The following is a 14,185-nucleotide window of genomic DNA, read 5'->3' on the forward strand; positions in this document are numbered from 1 at the left end:
CTGCATCACGGCTCATTCGCTCGCTTGCTGATGCGATGTACAAGTGGCTTTGCTGTACCGGGTTCCCTTCGACAACGCCGAGCATCACAGCACTGATCGGTTATTGCCGACGCTTCGCGTCGGGCGAGACAGGAGCCGAGCGTGCATGCCAGGCCATGGATGGCCTGTCACGCACCCCGATCAGTGCGAGAAGCGCAGGGTACCCACACGTCTTTTTGTGTGGGCGTAGTCGCAGGGGGCCCTTTCTTTTGGTTACTTTTCTTTGGGCACGCAAAGAAAAGTAACTCGCGCCTCAGCGCGAAATACGCCATCTCAATCAGAACAGGCAGTAGCCCGCGAAGCGCGTAAAAAGCTAAAACTGGATTCCCGCCTTCGCGGGAATGACAAGCGCCGCGCCTATCTACCAAACATGTCCTTAAAACTCGCGTAGTTCGCCGCAAACAACAGCGGCAACACAATCAACAATCCCAAACCAAACGGTATCGAACCAATCAACGCGAGCACAATCGCAATAAGTCCAAAGACAGAAATCGGCAACCAGTTCCGCAAACAAGCATTAAAACTTTGCTTCATCGCCTCACCCGCACTTTGGTTAGCAAAAAACACCAAAGCTGGTGCATACATATACGCCATGATCACCGGCGCAATCAGCACAAGGAACAATGACAGCAACAGCAGCAACGAAAGCCCGCCGTTCGTAAACAATTCGAGAGCGAACTGTTCCGGCGTTCCCGTGTGAGAACTCAAGGCACTGCCGATCAGCATAAACGCGAGAACGCCGCCAACAGCGAAGACGGCCAAAACCATCAGCAAATAGAGCAAGCCCAGAATTACCAGCGCGCTGAATTTTTCTTTGAAGCCGATAAATAGCAAGCCGAGATCAGCGCTGCGATTGGTTGAGACGCCGTGTGAAAAGGCCAGTACGCCAACTGCAAACGATGGCCCTAACAAAATGCCCGCTAGGCTGCCAAGGAACGGCACAAAGCTCAGTGCAATTTGCACGAAAGCCCAGATCAGCAGCGCAGCAATCCACATGCCGGGGGAGACTTTGAACAGTTCCCAACCTTCACCAATCCAACTGGCGCCACGTCCAGCAGACAAACTTGCAGCAGGCACTTCAAAGCGCAAACCGGGCGCAAGCGTTTCGTCGTAAGAACTCTCGTCGCTTGCCAATGGCGGCGGACGTGGCGGCTGCGCGCCGCTAGAAAATGTGACACCGGTGCCTTGAAGAACAATTGCAGCGGCCTGCCAATCACCGAGGCCATCGCGCCACATCAGCGTCTGCGCTTGAATGATTCCGCGACTGCATTGGTCTTGGATTTCGGCAAGCGTGAATGGCCCTTTCTGCGCGCCATTTTCCGCAACGTAATATGCAGTCATCGAATCTCTCCTCGGACGGTCTGCCGAGAGTATAGAGCTAAGCGGACTTTTTACTCTCGCCGTCGTCCAAACGCTCTGCGCGCAGGCGCTGGGTGTTGGTGGGATTAGTGGTAATCAGGCGATCACCCGAGCGACGCGTGAAGTATTTCCAAGTCCACTGCATGAACACGCTGATGCGCTGCTCGGCACCAACCAGCGAGGCGACGTGGACAAAGGCCCACAGGAACCAACCGATGATGCCGCTGACCTTGAACATCTTGAGGTCGCCGACTGCGTGGTTCATGCCGATCACGGCCATGCTGCCCATGTCGCGATACTTGAAGGACTTGATGGTTTTGTTGTTTGCACGCGCCAACAACAAATCAGCGACGTACTGACCCGCCTGCATTGCGCCTTGCGCCAAGCCCGGCACATCGCGTCCGGTGGCGTCGACAATTTTTGCGAGATCGCCGACAACAAAAATATTGTCGCGCTCTGGAATTGCACAGTCTGCATTGACGATGACGCGACCGCCACGATCACGTTTAGCGCCGGTGCGATCAGCCACAATCTGACCGAAGGCTGATGCAGTTACGCCGGCAGCCCACAGCACTGTGCTGGTTGGAATGGTTTCACTCACATCGCCGCGCTTGATTCGCACTGCGCCTTCGCTGATGTCTTCCACCATCGTCTCGGTCATCACGGTGACGCCGAGTTGCTCTAGTGATTTCTTCGCGGCCAAACGTAGCGATTCGTCATAAACCGGCAGCACGCCCTTCGCGCCTTCCACCAAAATTACTTTGGCGTCGCGCGGATCAATCGCGCGGAAATCTTTCACCATCGTTTTGTGAGCGAGTTCGCCAATCGCGCCTGCGAGTTCTACGCCGGTGGGACCGCCACCAACGATGACGAAGGTCATCAACTGCGCGCGCTTGATTGGATCTTCTGTGACTTCTGCCAGTTCAAACGCTTTGAAAATTTTGTGACGAATCTGAATGGCGTGCTCAACGGTTTTGAGGCCGGGCGCAAATTCTTTCCACTGATCTTTGCCGAAGTAGCTGTGCTTAACGCCGGTCGCAACAATCAGCGTGTCGTAGCTCAGCTCGCCATGTTCATGTTTGAGAATGCGCGCCTGCGGATCGAGATCGTAAGCCGTGGCTTGAATCACGCGCACGCTCGGATAATTACGCACGACCACGCGTTGTGGAATCGCGATATCGCCCGGGGGCAGCGAGCCTGTCGCAACCTGATACAGCAGCGGCTGGAACAACTGGAAGTTGCGCTTATCCAGCAGGGTGACGCGGCAACCCGCCTTGCCCAAACGCTTGGCCGCGTGGAGGCCGGCGAAACCGCCGCCAACGATGACAACGTGTTGTGACAGAGCAGGCTGGTTCATAAGAAATGTCGATGTTGCAGTGCGGCAAAAATCATATCAGGCGCACCGCCTTTACAACATGTTAGAAACGGCTCGTCGCTAGTGCTGCCTAACGCGGCAGATCAGCGTGCTTTTCCAGCAGCCAGCGCTCTTGGAAGACGTATTGCGCCACCTGCGCCACATCGTGCAGATACCAGGCGTTCACCGCGCCGCCGACCACTGCGCCAAGTACCGGCACCATGCCAGCGGCCTTGCGCTTGCCCAGTTGGAGGCCGATGCGTTGCGACAAGGTGTTGAGGCTGAACACGGCCGCATCTTTGGCCAACTGCCGCTCAGCGGCACGCTCAAGGCCATCACGCGCAGCAGAGGGCCCCAGTCCTTCGACATCGTTGCGCAAGGCGGTAATCGCGTCGGTTTTTTCTTCACGCGTGTTGGCAGATGCCAAAGCAAACACGCCAATAGCGAATTCGCGACTGATGTCTTCGCCGTAGCAAAGACCAATGCGATGAACCGTGCGCATCGCCAGCGTCAGCAAAGTCGGCACATCGGCCACCAAACCTGCGGCACCAAACACACCAAATGCGGCGCCACCGACGCCACCCATGCCCATGGCGCGACGCGTCTCGCTCTTGGCCAAGAGATCGCACTTTTCTAAGGACTGCACGCGCAGGCCCGCGAGATCACTAACGCCAGCGCGTTTCAACAATGCAGTTTCGCTGGAGAGTCGCTCAGCCAAACCATTAAATGAATTCAGCGCCAACTTGAGCGCGGATATCGGAATCACTTTTTGTACGACTTTGCCCGCCACACCTGCGGGCTTGGCCAGAAGGCGCGTGCCCCAATCCGGGCCTTGGCTCTGCCATTTACGGAGTTTCTTTAGCTGGCGCGCTTCGTATTCATTCATCTTGGCGGTGCGTTCGTTCATACGATTGAGATCATAGGCGATTGACAGGCCCTCGTACGCTACTCAAGCTGCGCGCATGTGTCTGATCTCTCTTAATTGGCGCGCACATGCGCGCTACGAGTTGGTGCTAGTGGCCAACCGTGATGAATTCCATCATCGCCCAACCGCTGCTGCGGATTGGTGGGCTGATGCGCCTGATGTTTTTGGCGGCCGCGATTTATCGCAGGGCGGTGGTTGGCTGGCAGTGAGTCGTCAACGTCGACTCGCGGCGGTCACCAATGTACGCCGCATGGTACAGCCCGATGCCAACGCACCTTCTCGCGGTGCATTGGTTGCAGACTTTATGCGCAGCACGCAATCGGCTGCAGAGTTTGCCAAACGTCTGCGTGGACGCGCTGATGCTTACGCCGGTTTTAATCTGCTGCTCTACGACGGCGAGAGTTTGCTCTACACCACCAATCACGATGGCTTTCACAGCGAGCGACTCACGCCGGGCATTCACGCTGTCAGCAATGCTTCGCTAGATACGCCGTGGCCGAAACTTGTTCGTCTGCGTGATCGGATGTCGTCGTGGACAGAACAAGCACAAACGGACGATGCCGCTTTATTCGCAGCGCTAGCCGATGATCAGATTGCAGACGATGCAGCGCTGCCCGATACCGGCGTTGGTCTTGAGCTGGAGCGTTTGCTATCGCCAGCTTTCATTCGCGGTCCGCAATACGGCACGCGTGCTTGCAGCGTGATTGCATTGAGCACGGACGGCACTTTGCAATTTAGCGAACGTCGCTTTGGCCCCGGTGGCTCTGCTCTCGGCGAAACGCGAGAAAGTTTTTCCACCATCTTGCGGTCTTAACTAGCGACTTATTTCAGTCGCAGACCACCATCAACCGGCAACACAGCGCCGGTCATATAAGCCGCATCATCAGATAATAAAAAGCGTACGCAGCGAGCAATCTCTTTCGCGCCGCCGAGTCGACCCAAAGGCACACGCGACAATTCGCGTCGCTGATCCTCCTCGCTCATCTCCGCATATTCCGGCCACAGCATGTGGCCAGGCGCCACACCATTGACACGCAAGCGCGGCGCTAATTCCAAGGCCATTGCTTCAGTCAGCGTCCACAGTCCGGACTTAGCCGCGTGATACGCCGCAAAACCGCGCGCGGGTCGTTGCGCCAAGGCATCGACAATATTCACCACCGCTGCGCCATCGCTCATCAGCGGCGCACAAGCCTGCGTCAGCAATAACGGCGCACGCACGTTGCTCGCGGCGAGGTCATCAAATTGTGCGGCAGTGATTTGGCCAAACGGCGTCGGGTAATACACCGAGGCGTTGTTGACCAAGGCATCGAGGCGACCCCAACGCTCGTGCGCTTTTTTCGCCAAATTTATGAGCGCATCAGCATCGGCCAAATCGGCTTGCAGGGTGTGCGCAGACTGTGGGCGCGATGCCTCCAACTCCGCCGCAAGTGCCAGTGCCTCGTCGGCCGAACCGCGGTAATGGATCACTACATTCCAGCCCTCGGCATGCAGCTCGCGCACGATCGCGGCACCGATACGGCGCGCGGCGCCGGTGACCAGTGCGACTTTGCTTGGGTTCATCGCGTATCCTTTATATCATTCAGTTTCTATCGCCAGTCTACCTTCGGATTTCTCCCGTGACCGATCTTCTGCAAGTCATTCTCCTCGGCATCATCGAGGGCATCACCGAATTTCTGCCGATCTCCAGCACCGGTCATTTGCTGATCGCCGAAAAACTCGGCCTCGGCATGCGCTCGGATGTATTCAATGTGGTGATTCAAGCGGGCGCCATTCTGGCGGTCACCGTGTTGTACTGGCCGCGTTTGTGGAAACTCGCCAGCGAGTGGAACAAACCTGAGAACCGCGATTACATTCTCAAACTGCTCGTTGCATTCCTGATTACCGGCGTGCTCGGTCTGATCATCACCAAGCTTGGCTTTAAGCTGCCTACCGAAATCACCCCAATTGCTTGGGCGCTGGTGATTGGCGGCGTCTGGATGATTGTTGCGGAAAGAATGGCGGCGAATAGACCTGAGAGCTCGCAGATCACTTGGAAGGTTGCGATTCTGGTGGGTCTGGCACAGGTTGTTGCTGCGATGTTCCCTGGCACTTCACGCTCCGCCGCGACCATCTTTGTCGCGATGCTGGCGGGCACCAATAATCGTCCTGCTGCAACAGAGTTCGCATTTCTCGTTGGCATTCCGACGATGTTTGCCGCCAGCGGAAAATTACTTTGGGACACCTTCAAAGATGGCGGCGGTGCAGGCGCAGAAAACTGGGGCGAGTTGGGCATCGCATTTGTTGTCTCCACGATCACCGCATTTGTCGCAGTGAAATGGCTGCTCCGTTACATCCAAACACATCGCTTCACAGTGTTCGCTTGGTATCGAATTGTGCTGGGTGCGGGTCTACTACTTTTCGCACACTAAACTCTGTGCGTTATAGCGCATAGGTGATTTATGTCCATTGTCAGGCACATTAAAGCCCCTTAACCTCCTGCCCAGTTTTACTGTCGGCAGTTCAGCTAACGTTCAGGCTCGCAACCTACATTAGCCGGGCGTATATTCAGATCAATGGCTTATCGTAAAAAGGCCCCCAATACCTTTTGCGAATTTGCTGTCCGTCCTCTTCATAAGCAGGAAAAAAACACCATGAAAATTACCTCAGGGCACAAACTATTAGCAGCCGCGCTTCTTGCGGGCGCATCACAGGTCAGCTTTGCAGCTGAAACCAACACCACACCTTATATGGGCATCATGGGAACGTATTTGTTCCCTGACCAAGATCGCGGCCTTGATGACGGCTTTGGCGGCACCTTGCTGTTCGGCTTCCCGGTTAACTCGTATTTCGTTCCAGAAATTAACCTGTACGGCCTGCGCGCTGATCGCAATTACGCTAACGGCTACGACAAGATGTTCGGCGGCGGCGTTAACTTCAACGTCTTCCCGTTCACGCGTGATGTTGCAGTGGCTCCGTTCATCTCGATTGGTGGCGGCGCTGAAAATGACCGTACCCTTGCGATTGGCAACAAGACCAGCGGCGTAGCTCATGCTGGCGGCGGTTTCCTGATCGCGCTCAACAACTCGCGCACCGCTGCACTGCGTGTTGAAGCCGGTCGCTATGCGATCTTTAACGACGACTACAATCCTGCTCGCAATCACATCCTGGACACGCGCATTAGCGCCGGTGTGCAGATTGCGCTTGGCGGCCGCGCTGCTCCGGTACCCGTGCCAGTTGAAGCACCACCTCCGGCTCCAGTTGCAGCACCAGCTCCTCCTCCACCGCCTCCAGTCGTAGCTGCTCCGGTCGGACCGAAAGATAGCGACAACGATGGCGTGCTTGACGGCAACGACCAGTGCCCAGACACCCCACGCGGCATGAAGGTTGATGCTAAGGGTTGTGCGATCAAGGCTGCATCAATCGTTCTGCGTGACATCACCTTTGAAACCAACAAGGCTGTGTTGACCACCGAAGCTAAGGCATCACTCGATAAGGTCGTTGCCGGCCTGAAGGGTCAGCCGTCGATGAATCTGCAGATTGATGGTCACACCGACTCCACCGCTTCGAATGCTTACAACTTGAAGCTCTCGAAAGAGCGTGCGGCCTCAGCCAAGAAGTATTTGGTTGATAGCGGTATCGACGCTTCACGCCTGCAGTCGCAAGGCTTTGGCGAGACCAAGCCAGTTGCTAGCAACAAGACCGCTGCTGGTCGCGCCGAAAACCGTCGCGTCGAGTTCAAGGTTCTGAAGTAATTTGTAACTGATGCAAAAAGGCCCCGATCACGGAAGTGATCGGGGCCTTTTCTATATGCGTCTTAGTGAGACGAAACTTGCGTCGTCTTCCAATCCTTCAAGGCCGCAATTCGTCGCGTCTTCAACTCTTCGCCGACTTTCACGCCGCTGAAACCCGCAGCCATCACATCCTTGGCTTGCACCGCTCGCGCAACCTCCGCGGCGGCTTGCAGATAAGGCACTTGTGGATACTCACTCTGTTCAAAATCCTTGCGACCACGCGCATCGCTTAAGCAGGCTTGCAGCGCTTGTTCAAAAACTTCTGGCTTACGCAACGCCTGCATACGCTCCAACAAATCCAGCAAGGTTTGCGGCCGTAGTTCGGCGCAGCGATGCACATTCAGATGATCACGCGTCACCAGCACAGCAAGATCGCGATGATCGGATGGCACGCGCAATCGCGCACAGAATTCCTCAACCAGCGGCACGCCACGCACTTCATGCATGCGGTGACTTGGCCACTCGGATTGCGGCGTGATCGCTTTACCCAGATCGTGCAGCAGCGTGGCTACGCGAACTTCCAGTGGCGCGTTCAACTTTGCCGCGACATCAATACACATCAGCGTGTGGACGCCGGTGTCGATCTCAGGGTGATAGTCAGCCCGCTGTGGCACACCGAACAGCGCGTCAATTTCTGGCATCACACGCGCCAGCGCGCCGCACTCACGCAACGTGTAGAAAAATGTACTCGGCTGATCATGCATCAGCGCACGTTCGCATTCGCGCCAAACGCGCTCAGGCACAAGCGCGTCGGCTTCGCCGTCGGCAACCATCTGCCGCATCAGCGCGATGGTTTCTTCAGCGACACGAAAACCTAGCGGCGCAAAACGTGTCGCGAAGCGGGCGACGCGGAGAATGCGTACAGGGTCTTCTAAAAACGCAGGCGACACATGTCGCAAGATTTTGTCTTGCAGATCACGCTGGCCGCTATAAGGATCAATCAACGTTCCATCAGTATCTTGAGCGATAGCATTGACGGTGAGATCGCGCCGAATCAAATCATCTTCAAGCGTTACTTCTGGCCCCGCATGAAATGAAAAGCCGCGATAGCCGCGAGCGGTCTTTCGCTCGGTGCGTGCCAGCGCATATTCCTCTTTTGTTTGCGGATGCAGAAACACTGGAAAATCTTTACCGACCGGACGATAACCTTGCTCTGCCATTTCCTCTGGCGTAGCACCTGTCACCACCCAATCTTTCTCGCGCACGGGCAGGCCAAGCAAGGCATCGCGCACAGCACCGCCGACTAAATATTTCTTCATGGCACCGCTTTGTTGATGGGCGTCAGCAAGCTAGAAAGATCCTGCGGCTTGCCGGTTTCTTTCCAGCCAAATACAGAGATGTGCCAGAGAATTCTCTGAACGTAGCTGCGCGTTTCGTTATACGGAATGTTTTCCATCCAGATATCTGCATCCATCGTCTGCGGAGGCAACCAACGCGCAACTGCTCCGGGGCCTGCATTGTAAGAACCCAAAGCTAACACGAGACTGCCGCCCCACTTGTCACGCACTTCACGCAGATAAGCAGAACCCAACAGCAAATTGGTTTCCGGATCAAATAACGTTTCTTGCGTCGGCACGGCTTGATTCCAACGCTTGGCGACACTACGCGCAGTCGACTGCAACAATTGCATTAAACCGTAAGCGTTGGCGGGAGAAACGGCTCTGGGATCAAACAAGCTCTCTTGCCGCATCACGCCATTAATCCACGCAGCGGGCAGGCCGCTCAGCGACTGTGCTTTTAGTGCTTGCGGCTCATAGACCAGCGGATAGGTCAGCGCGAAATCATCGTAGGCGGACGCCGTGGCCAAAGTAGTGATGGCCTGCGAATGCCAGCCCCAACTCGATGCGAGCAAGCCCGCTTGCACACGCATCGCAGGTGTAGCGTCTTCCAGCGCCTTGCGCCATTCATTGTTCGCCCAATTGTCGCGGCCGGCCATGCGCAGTTCACGCGCACGAATCAGCGCTTCGTTAGCATGCAATGCCGCTTGCACAGCAGCGTCTGACACTTGCGGCTGTGGCGTCGGCGTATGTGCGCGGCCTAAACGCCAGGACGACAGCACAGCAAAAATATTGTTCTTCGTTGCCAAGCCTTGATAAATCGTCAGCGCCTGCTCACGGGTCTCTTTGCTTTGCTCCAGCCCGCGCGCACGCCAGTAAGTCCAACGATCTTGCATTGCGAATGTCTTCGGCAAACGCGCCGTCCACTCGCGCACCAACTCCCACTGTCCATTCCAAAGCGCAGCACGAACGCGCCATTCCTGAACGCGATCATCCGCCGCAGTCTCCGGCAAGCGTTTGAAGTACTCCACCGCCTCAGGCAAGCGCGACCACGCCAGACCCAGCGCTAACGCCACGGTGTAAGGCACCGCCGCATCACCTTGTAACTGCTGCGCATTTAGCAAAGGTTGGTAAATCTTTAAAGCATCTTCAGGATTCTTTCGTGCATAGCGAGAGAAACCATCGAGCAATGCATCTGCCTCGACCGGCTCATTGGGATCAGCGATCAAGACCTTGAGCTCATCACGCGGGGAGCGAATCAGTCGCGCCCAACGCAGCAAAGGTTTCGCACGCTCAGGCGATGCCATTTGCGCCATGTATTCAGCGAGTTCTACATTGCCTGCAACGAGCGCAAGACGCGAACGCTTTTCGGCAAGCGCCGGGGTGATCAAACTTTGCTGTCGCAACCAGTCAAATGCAGGCGTACAAACCTGCGGCATTTTCTGACCAGTCAACCAAATCTTCAGCGCGTCATCTCGCAGCGCTGGGTCTTCACCCGTTTTGATGCGCGCCCACAATTGCTGACAACGCAAAGAATCATCAGCGACATCGGAGCTATAGGCGGCAAGAAACGTTGGCCACACTTCACGCTGCGCCAGACTTTGTAACCATGCTCTTCGGATATCACGCGAGATTGGCCACGCGGCATGAATGCTTAAAAAATTTTGCGCACGCGCATCGGCTTCATTCGTAGGCGCGTTTTTTAAATCGCGCAGCAAACGCGCGGCAGTGACATAGGGATACAGCAGGTAAGCGCTCAGCGCTTTGGAATCTGCGCTATCGACTTCACCTGCTTCGATGCGCGTCAGCGTCGCAGAAAATTCGGCGCGTGTTGTGGCTGCGTCATGCTGCGCGAATGCCAATGCTGGCAGTAACAATAAAAGTGCAAGACCGCGGGTCAGTTGTTTCATGGCTCGCCTCCGGGTTCATGTACGATTCGCGCAATAGACGCATTGTAGGGTTTCAATGGAACAGCTTGTTATTTTTCTCGCCACTGGCGCTATTGCAGGTGTGCTGGCCGGATTGTTCGGGGTGGGCGGCGGTCTGATCATCGTGCCCGCACTGGCCTGGTTGCTGCCGCGTCATGGCGTTGATGCCAGCGTCGTCATGCAACTCGCCATCGGCACGTCGCTGGCCGTGATCTCCGCGACCTCGATCTCGTCGACCTTCGCACACCACAAGCGTTCTGGCGTTTTGTGGCCCATCTTGAAACGCCTTGCGCCGGGTCTGGTAGCTGGCGCCATTATGGGTGGCTTTGTCGCAGATGCTCTAACGGGTAACGCACTGAAGAAAATTGTCGGCATCGGTGCCCTGCTCGTTGCGCTGCAGATGTGGCTGGATCTGAAACCACAAACGCCTCGCATTCCACGGCCCCTCGGCAATATCGAACTGCTGAGCGCGGGTGGTGTGATCGGCATTCTCGCTGCGCTGATCGGAATTGGCGGCGGCTCGCTCACCGTTCCGTATCTTTCTCTACGCGGCATCAGCATGCGCGAAGCTGTAGGCACTGCCGCTGCTGCGGGAATGCCGATTGCTTGGGCTGGCGCCATTGGCTTCATGCTGGCAGGTCATGGACAAGCGCATCTACCTGCATGGAGCTTGGGCTATGTCAGCCTCGCTGGATTTGTCGGTATCGCGAGCGCCAGCGTTCTCACTGCGCCAATAGGTGCACGTCTCGCACACACGCTGCCACCGAAAGCACTCAAGCGTGCTTTCGCCTTGATGCTTTTCTTGATTGGACTAGGAATGCTGCTGGACTCAGGCATAGCCTGATCCCTCTCAATAGAGATTGGATTTGTAGTCCTGCTGCAAACCTTTCTCCATCAGCCCGGGCACCGACAAAACAGTACGCACCAATGTCGCCTGAATGCCGCTCGTTTTATTAGCCTTAACGTGGGCGACCAGCATCGCTGCAGGATCGATTCCTTCAGCTCACGCTGCAATGCGCAGTTTTGAGTCACTACAGCCCATTAGTAAATTTCGTTGCGCCCAATAAAAACGGCCCGTTTAAGGGCCGTTTTTAGATGAGTCGGGGGCAATTCAATCTGTGCTTTCCTGGGCTTTTTCCTTGAGCAGGAAACTGGCGCCCTTCAGTTCAGTCGCAAGGATGGCTTCACGCAGCAGCTTGATCGCCTCGCGACGCGGGAAGGTTTTACGCCAAACCAAGGCCAGACGCCGCGCCGGTGCAGGGGCCGCCAGTGGGCGCCAAGTCAGCAATGCATTGTTGTCGCCGCGATTCTCAACCGACGTGCGCGGCACAACGGTAATGCCGAGGCCGCTGACGACCATATAACGAATGGTTTCCAAACTACTGCCAGTGCGCGGTCCGGGGCCATCGCCTTCTGCAGTGACGCACTTGGGGCAAGCCGAAATCACCTGATCACGGAAACAATGACCGGGGCCGAGCAGCAGTAGATTTTCTTCAGCGAGGCGTTTGGCAGGAATCTGTTCTTCGCTGGCCCAGCGATGATCTTGTGGCAGCAGCACAACAAAATCTTCGTCATACAAAGACCATGCGTTGAGGCCATGCAGATCAACCGGCAAGGCGATCACCGCAACATCGAGTTCGTTGTCGCGAAGTTGCTCAAGTAATTTTGCCGTGAAATTTTCTTCGATCACCAAAGGCATCAACGGCGCGCGTTCGCGCATCAGCGGAACGAGGCCCGGCAACAAGTACGGCCCGACAGTGTAGATCGCACCAAAGCGCAGCGGACCAGAGAGTTCGTCACGGCCTTCACGCGCCATGTCTTCGACACGACCGGCTTCCGCCAACACTTTGCGCGCCTGCACGATGATGCGCTCGCCAACAGGCGTTGGCCGCACTTCACCACGATTACGCTCGAACAACATCACACCTAAATCGTCTTCGAGTTTTTTAACCGCGACCGATAGCGTTGGCTGCGAAACGAAAGAACGTTCTGCTGCGCGACCGAAGTGACGCTCTTTGTCGAGATTCACCAGATAGCGAAGCTCAGTCAGCGTCATGGCTTGAGCCAATCGGTGGGCTTCAAATATTTATCCATCAACGCCGCTTCAGCGCTACCGGCTTCAGGATGATGGTCATAACGCCAGCTTGCGAGTGGCGGCATCGACATCAGAATCGATTCAGTGCGACCACCGGACTGCAAACCAAAGTGCGTGCCGCGATCCCAGACCAGATTGAATTCAACGTAACGACCGCGGCGATACAACTGCCATTCGCGCTCACGCTGACCATACGGCGTGTCTTTGCGTAGTTGCACCAGCGGCTGATACGCGGGGATGAAGTGATCGCCAACGCTCTTCATCAAACCAAAAGCATTGTCGAAACCGCCTTCACTCCAATCATCGAAGAACAAACCGCCGATGCCGCGCGGCTCGTTGCGATGCTTGAGGAAGAAATATTCGTCGCACCAATTCTTCAACTTGGGATGCACATGCGCGCCGTAAGGTGCACAAGCTGCAGCGCCGATGGAATGCCAGTGACGGCAGTCCATGTCGTAACCGTAGTACGGCGTCAGATCGAAGCCGCCACCAAACCACCAGACCGGTTCTTCGTTCTCGCGCTCGGCGATGAAGAAGCGAACATTGGCGTGCGCAGTAGGCACATGCGGATTCAGCGGATGAATAACCAGCGAGACACCCATCGCGCGCCATTGGCGGCCGATTAACTCTGGACGATGCGCAGTCGCGGAAGGTGGCAGCTGCGTGCCTTGCACCATCGAGAAGGCAACACCAGCGCGCTCGAACACTTCGCCGTCAGCGAGGATGCGGGTGTCGCCACCACCGCCAGTAATAGCGCCACTGCTTTCGCCGCGCGTCCAACGATCACTTTTAAATTGCGCAGTGCCGTCGGCACTTTCCAAAGAAGTACAAATCCGCGACTGCAGATTTCTTAAGTATTGTTCGACGTCGGCGGCGTTCATGGCCTTAGCAGTGTACCGCTACGCAGGTCACGAATCTGCGTCGGCTTGTCGAGACCGCCTAATGCGCCGCTCACAATGGCATCCACCTGCATACCGAAGCGCAGACGCACTTGCGTGCCGCTCATTGCTGGAGCTTGGCCTGCGCGGTTGGCGCTGGTGGAAACAATGGCGCCGCCATAAGCGCGGCACAGCGCAGACGCGACAGGATGAGCAGTAACGCGGACAGCGATGCTGTCGTGCTCACCACGTACCCATTCAGGCGTGTACTTAGATGCGGGAAACAGCCAGGTTGCAGGACCAGGCCATGTTTTGAGCGCGGGCGCTAATTCTTTTGCGCTGAGCGTTTCGACATAAGGCTCAAGCTGCGAGAAATCTGCGGCGATGATGATCATGCCTTTGCGCCAATCTCGTTCTTTGAGATCCAACAACTTGATGCAGGCGTCCTGATTCTGCGGCTCGCAACCAAAACCCCAAACCGCTTCGGTGGGGTAAGCAATAACGCCGCCTGCACTAAGAGAGTGACAGGCGGCGCGTAATTGCAGCGTTGAAGCCATACC

At 56.2% G+C, this 14,185-nt stretch carries 14 protein-coding genes; 4 read left to right on the forward strand and 10 right to left on the reverse strand.

Features of this window, described 5'->3' with window-relative positions; translation table 11 throughout:
* Positions 1-396: 396 nt before the first annotated feature.
* From CJD38_RS07590 to CJD38_RS07600, 3 genes are all read right to left on the reverse strand, one after another.
* A complete protein-coding gene (locus CJD38_RS07590) occupies positions 397-1,380 on the reverse strand; it encodes a DUF4339 domain-containing protein (protein ID WP_107939743.1) in 984 nt (327 codons plus the stop codon).
* 37 nt (positions 1,381-1,417) lie between these two features.
* Positions 1,418-2,755, reverse strand: coding sequence for an NAD(P)/FAD-dependent oxidoreductase (locus CJD38_RS07595; RefSeq protein WP_107939744.1), 1,338 nt, complete (start codon positions 2,753-2,755; stop codon positions 1,418-1,420).
* Positions 2,756-2,843: 88 nt separating this feature from the next.
* Positions 2,844-3,659 (reverse strand): EcsC family protein, encoded by an 816-nt coding sequence (locus tag CJD38_RS07600; protein WP_107939745.1) that lies wholly within the window; start codon positions 3,657-3,659, stop codon positions 2,844-2,846.
* Positions 3,660-3,714: 55 nt separating this feature from the next.
* Between CJD38_RS07600 and CJD38_RS07605 the strand changes: the two genes are divergently transcribed.
* Positions 3,715-4,491 (forward strand): NRDE family protein, encoded by a 777-nt coding sequence (locus CJD38_RS07605; RefSeq protein ID WP_107939746.1) that lies wholly within the window; start codon positions 3,715-3,717, stop codon positions 4,489-4,491.
* Between the two features lie 8 nt (positions 4,492-4,499).
* On the opposite strand, the gene CJD38_RS07610 is transcribed toward CJD38_RS07605, so the two are convergent.
* Positions 4,500-5,237 (reverse strand): pteridine reductase, encoded by a 738-nt coding sequence (locus CJD38_RS07610; RefSeq protein ID WP_107939747.1) that lies wholly within the window; start codon positions 5,235-5,237, stop codon positions 4,500-4,502.
* Between the two features lie 56 nt (positions 5,238-5,293).
* On the opposite strand from CJD38_RS07610, the gene CJD38_RS07615 reads away from it, so the two are divergent.
* Together CJD38_RS07615 and CJD38_RS07620 are read left to right on the forward strand one after the other, a co-directional pair.
* A complete protein-coding gene (locus CJD38_RS07615; protein ID WP_107939748.1) occupies positions 5,294-6,085 on the forward strand; it encodes an undecaprenyl-diphosphate phosphatase in 792 nt (263 codons plus the stop codon).
* Positions 6,086-6,307: 222 nt separating this feature from the next.
* Entirely contained in the window at positions 6,308-7,408 is a 1,101-nt protein-coding gene (locus tag CJD38_RS07620) for an OmpA family protein (protein ID WP_146165947.1), read from the forward strand.
* Between the two features lie 62 nt (positions 7,409-7,470).
* Here the strand turns inward: CJD38_RS07620 and CJD38_RS07625 are convergent, their stop codons facing one another.
* The gene (locus tag CJD38_RS07625) at positions 7,471-8,706 is read right to left on the reverse strand and encodes a multifunctional CCA addition/repair protein (protein ID WP_107939750.1); all 1,236 of its coding nucleotides are present in this window, start codon (positions 8,704-8,706) and stop codon (positions 7,471-7,473) included.
* A complete protein-coding gene (locus tag CJD38_RS07630) occupies positions 8,703-10,634 on the reverse strand; it encodes a lytic transglycosylase domain-containing protein (RefSeq protein WP_107939751.1) in 1,932 nt (643 codons plus the stop codon). Before CJD38_RS07630 ends, CJD38_RS07625 begins: the two co-directional genes overlap by 4 nt.
* Before the next feature lie 55 nt (positions 10,635-10,689).
* Between CJD38_RS07630 and CJD38_RS07635 the strand changes: the two genes are divergently transcribed.
* The gene (locus CJD38_RS07635; RefSeq protein WP_107939752.1) at positions 10,690-11,496 is read left to right on the forward strand and encodes a sulfite exporter TauE/SafE family protein; all 807 of its coding nucleotides are present in this window, start codon (positions 10,690-10,692) and stop codon (positions 11,494-11,496) included.
* Positions 11,497-11,502: 6 nt separating this feature from the next.
* On the opposite strand, the gene CJD38_RS18775 is transcribed toward CJD38_RS07635, so the two are convergent.
* The 4 genes from CJD38_RS18775 to tsaC form a co-directional block, all read right to left on the reverse strand.
* Positions 11,503-11,631 (reverse strand): hypothetical protein, encoded by a 129-nt coding sequence (locus CJD38_RS18775; RefSeq protein WP_276307789.1) that lies wholly within the window; start codon positions 11,629-11,631, stop codon positions 11,503-11,505.
* A 132-nt stretch (positions 11,632-11,763) separates the two neighbouring features.
* On the reverse strand, positions 11,764-12,708 hold the full coding sequence (locus tag CJD38_RS07640; protein ID WP_107939753.1) for a LysR substrate-binding domain-containing protein: 945 nt from the start codon (positions 12,706-12,708) through the stop codon (positions 11,764-11,766).
* Positions 12,705-13,628, reverse strand: a complete 924-nt coding sequence (hemF, locus tag CJD38_RS07645) for an oxygen-dependent coproporphyrinogen oxidase (RefSeq protein ID WP_107939754.1) — start codon at positions 13,626-13,628, stop codon at positions 12,705-12,707. The genes CJD38_RS07640 and hemF overlap by 4 nt, the downstream gene beginning before the upstream one ends.
* Positions 13,625-14,182 carry an L-threonylcarbamoyladenylate synthase type 1 TsaC gene (tsaC, locus tag CJD38_RS07650; RefSeq protein WP_107939755.1) on the reverse strand — a complete coding sequence of 186 codons (558 nt, stop codon included), beginning with the start codon at positions 14,180-14,182 and terminating at the stop codon, positions 13,625-13,627. The genes hemF and tsaC overlap by 4 nt, the downstream gene beginning before the upstream one ends.
* Positions 14,183-14,185 lie beyond the last annotated feature (3 nt).

It is taken from the genome of Stenotrophobium rhamnosiphilum (assembly GCF_003052265.1).
Classification (GTDB): domain Bacteria; phylum Pseudomonadota; class Gammaproteobacteria; order Nevskiales; family Nevskiaceae; genus Stenotrophobium; species Stenotrophobium rhamnosiphilum.

Bases quoted from the DNA above. Each gene is read 5' to 3' on its own strand.
- CJD38_RS07590 (WP_107939743.1), bottom strand. From the start codon at position 1,380: ATGACTGCATATTACGTTGCGGAAAATGGCGCGCAGAAAGGGCCATTC.
- CJD38_RS07595 (WP_107939744.1), bottom strand. From the start codon at position 2,755: ATGAACCAGCCTGCTCTGTCACAACACGTTGTCATCGTTGGCGGCGGT.
- CJD38_RS07600 (WP_107939745.1), bottom strand. From the start codon at position 3,659: ATGAACGAACGCACCGCCAAGATGAATGAATACGAAGCGCGCCAGCTA.
- CJD38_RS07605 (WP_107939746.1), top strand. From the start codon at position 3,715: ATGTGTCTGATCTCTCTTAATTGGCGCGCACATGCGCGCTACGAGTTG.
- CJD38_RS07610 (WP_107939747.1), bottom strand. From the start codon at position 5,237: ATGAACCCAAGCAAAGTCGCACTGGTCACCGGCGCCGCGCGCCGTATC.
- CJD38_RS07620 (WP_146165947.1), top strand. From the start codon at position 6,308: ATGAAAATTACCTCAGGGCACAAACTATTAGCAGCCGCGCTTCTTGCG.
- CJD38_RS07625 (WP_107939750.1), bottom strand. From the start codon at position 8,706: ATGAAGAAATATTTAGTCGGCGGTGCTGTGCGCGATGCCTTGCTTGGC.
- CJD38_RS07630 (WP_107939751.1), bottom strand. From the start codon at position 10,634: ATGAAACAACTGACCCGCGGTCTTGCACTTTTATTGTTACTGCCAGCA.
- CJD38_RS07635 (WP_107939752.1), top strand. From the start codon at position 10,690: ATGGAACAGCTTGTTATTTTTCTCGCCACTGGCGCTATTGCAGGTGTG.
- CJD38_RS18775 (WP_276307789.1), bottom strand. From the start codon at position 11,631: ATGCTGGTCGCCCACGTTAAGGCTAATAAAACGAGCGGCATTCAGGCG.
- CJD38_RS07640 (WP_107939753.1), bottom strand. From the start codon at position 12,708: ATGACGCTGACTGAGCTTCGCTATCTGGTGAATCTCGACAAAGAGCGT.
- hemF (WP_107939754.1), bottom strand. From the start codon at position 13,628: ATGAACGCCGCCGACGTCGAACAATACTTAAGAAATCTGCAGTCGCGG.
- tsaC (WP_107939755.1), bottom strand. From the start codon at position 14,182: ATGGCTTCAACGCTGCAATTACGCGCCGCCTGTCACTCTCTTAGTGCA.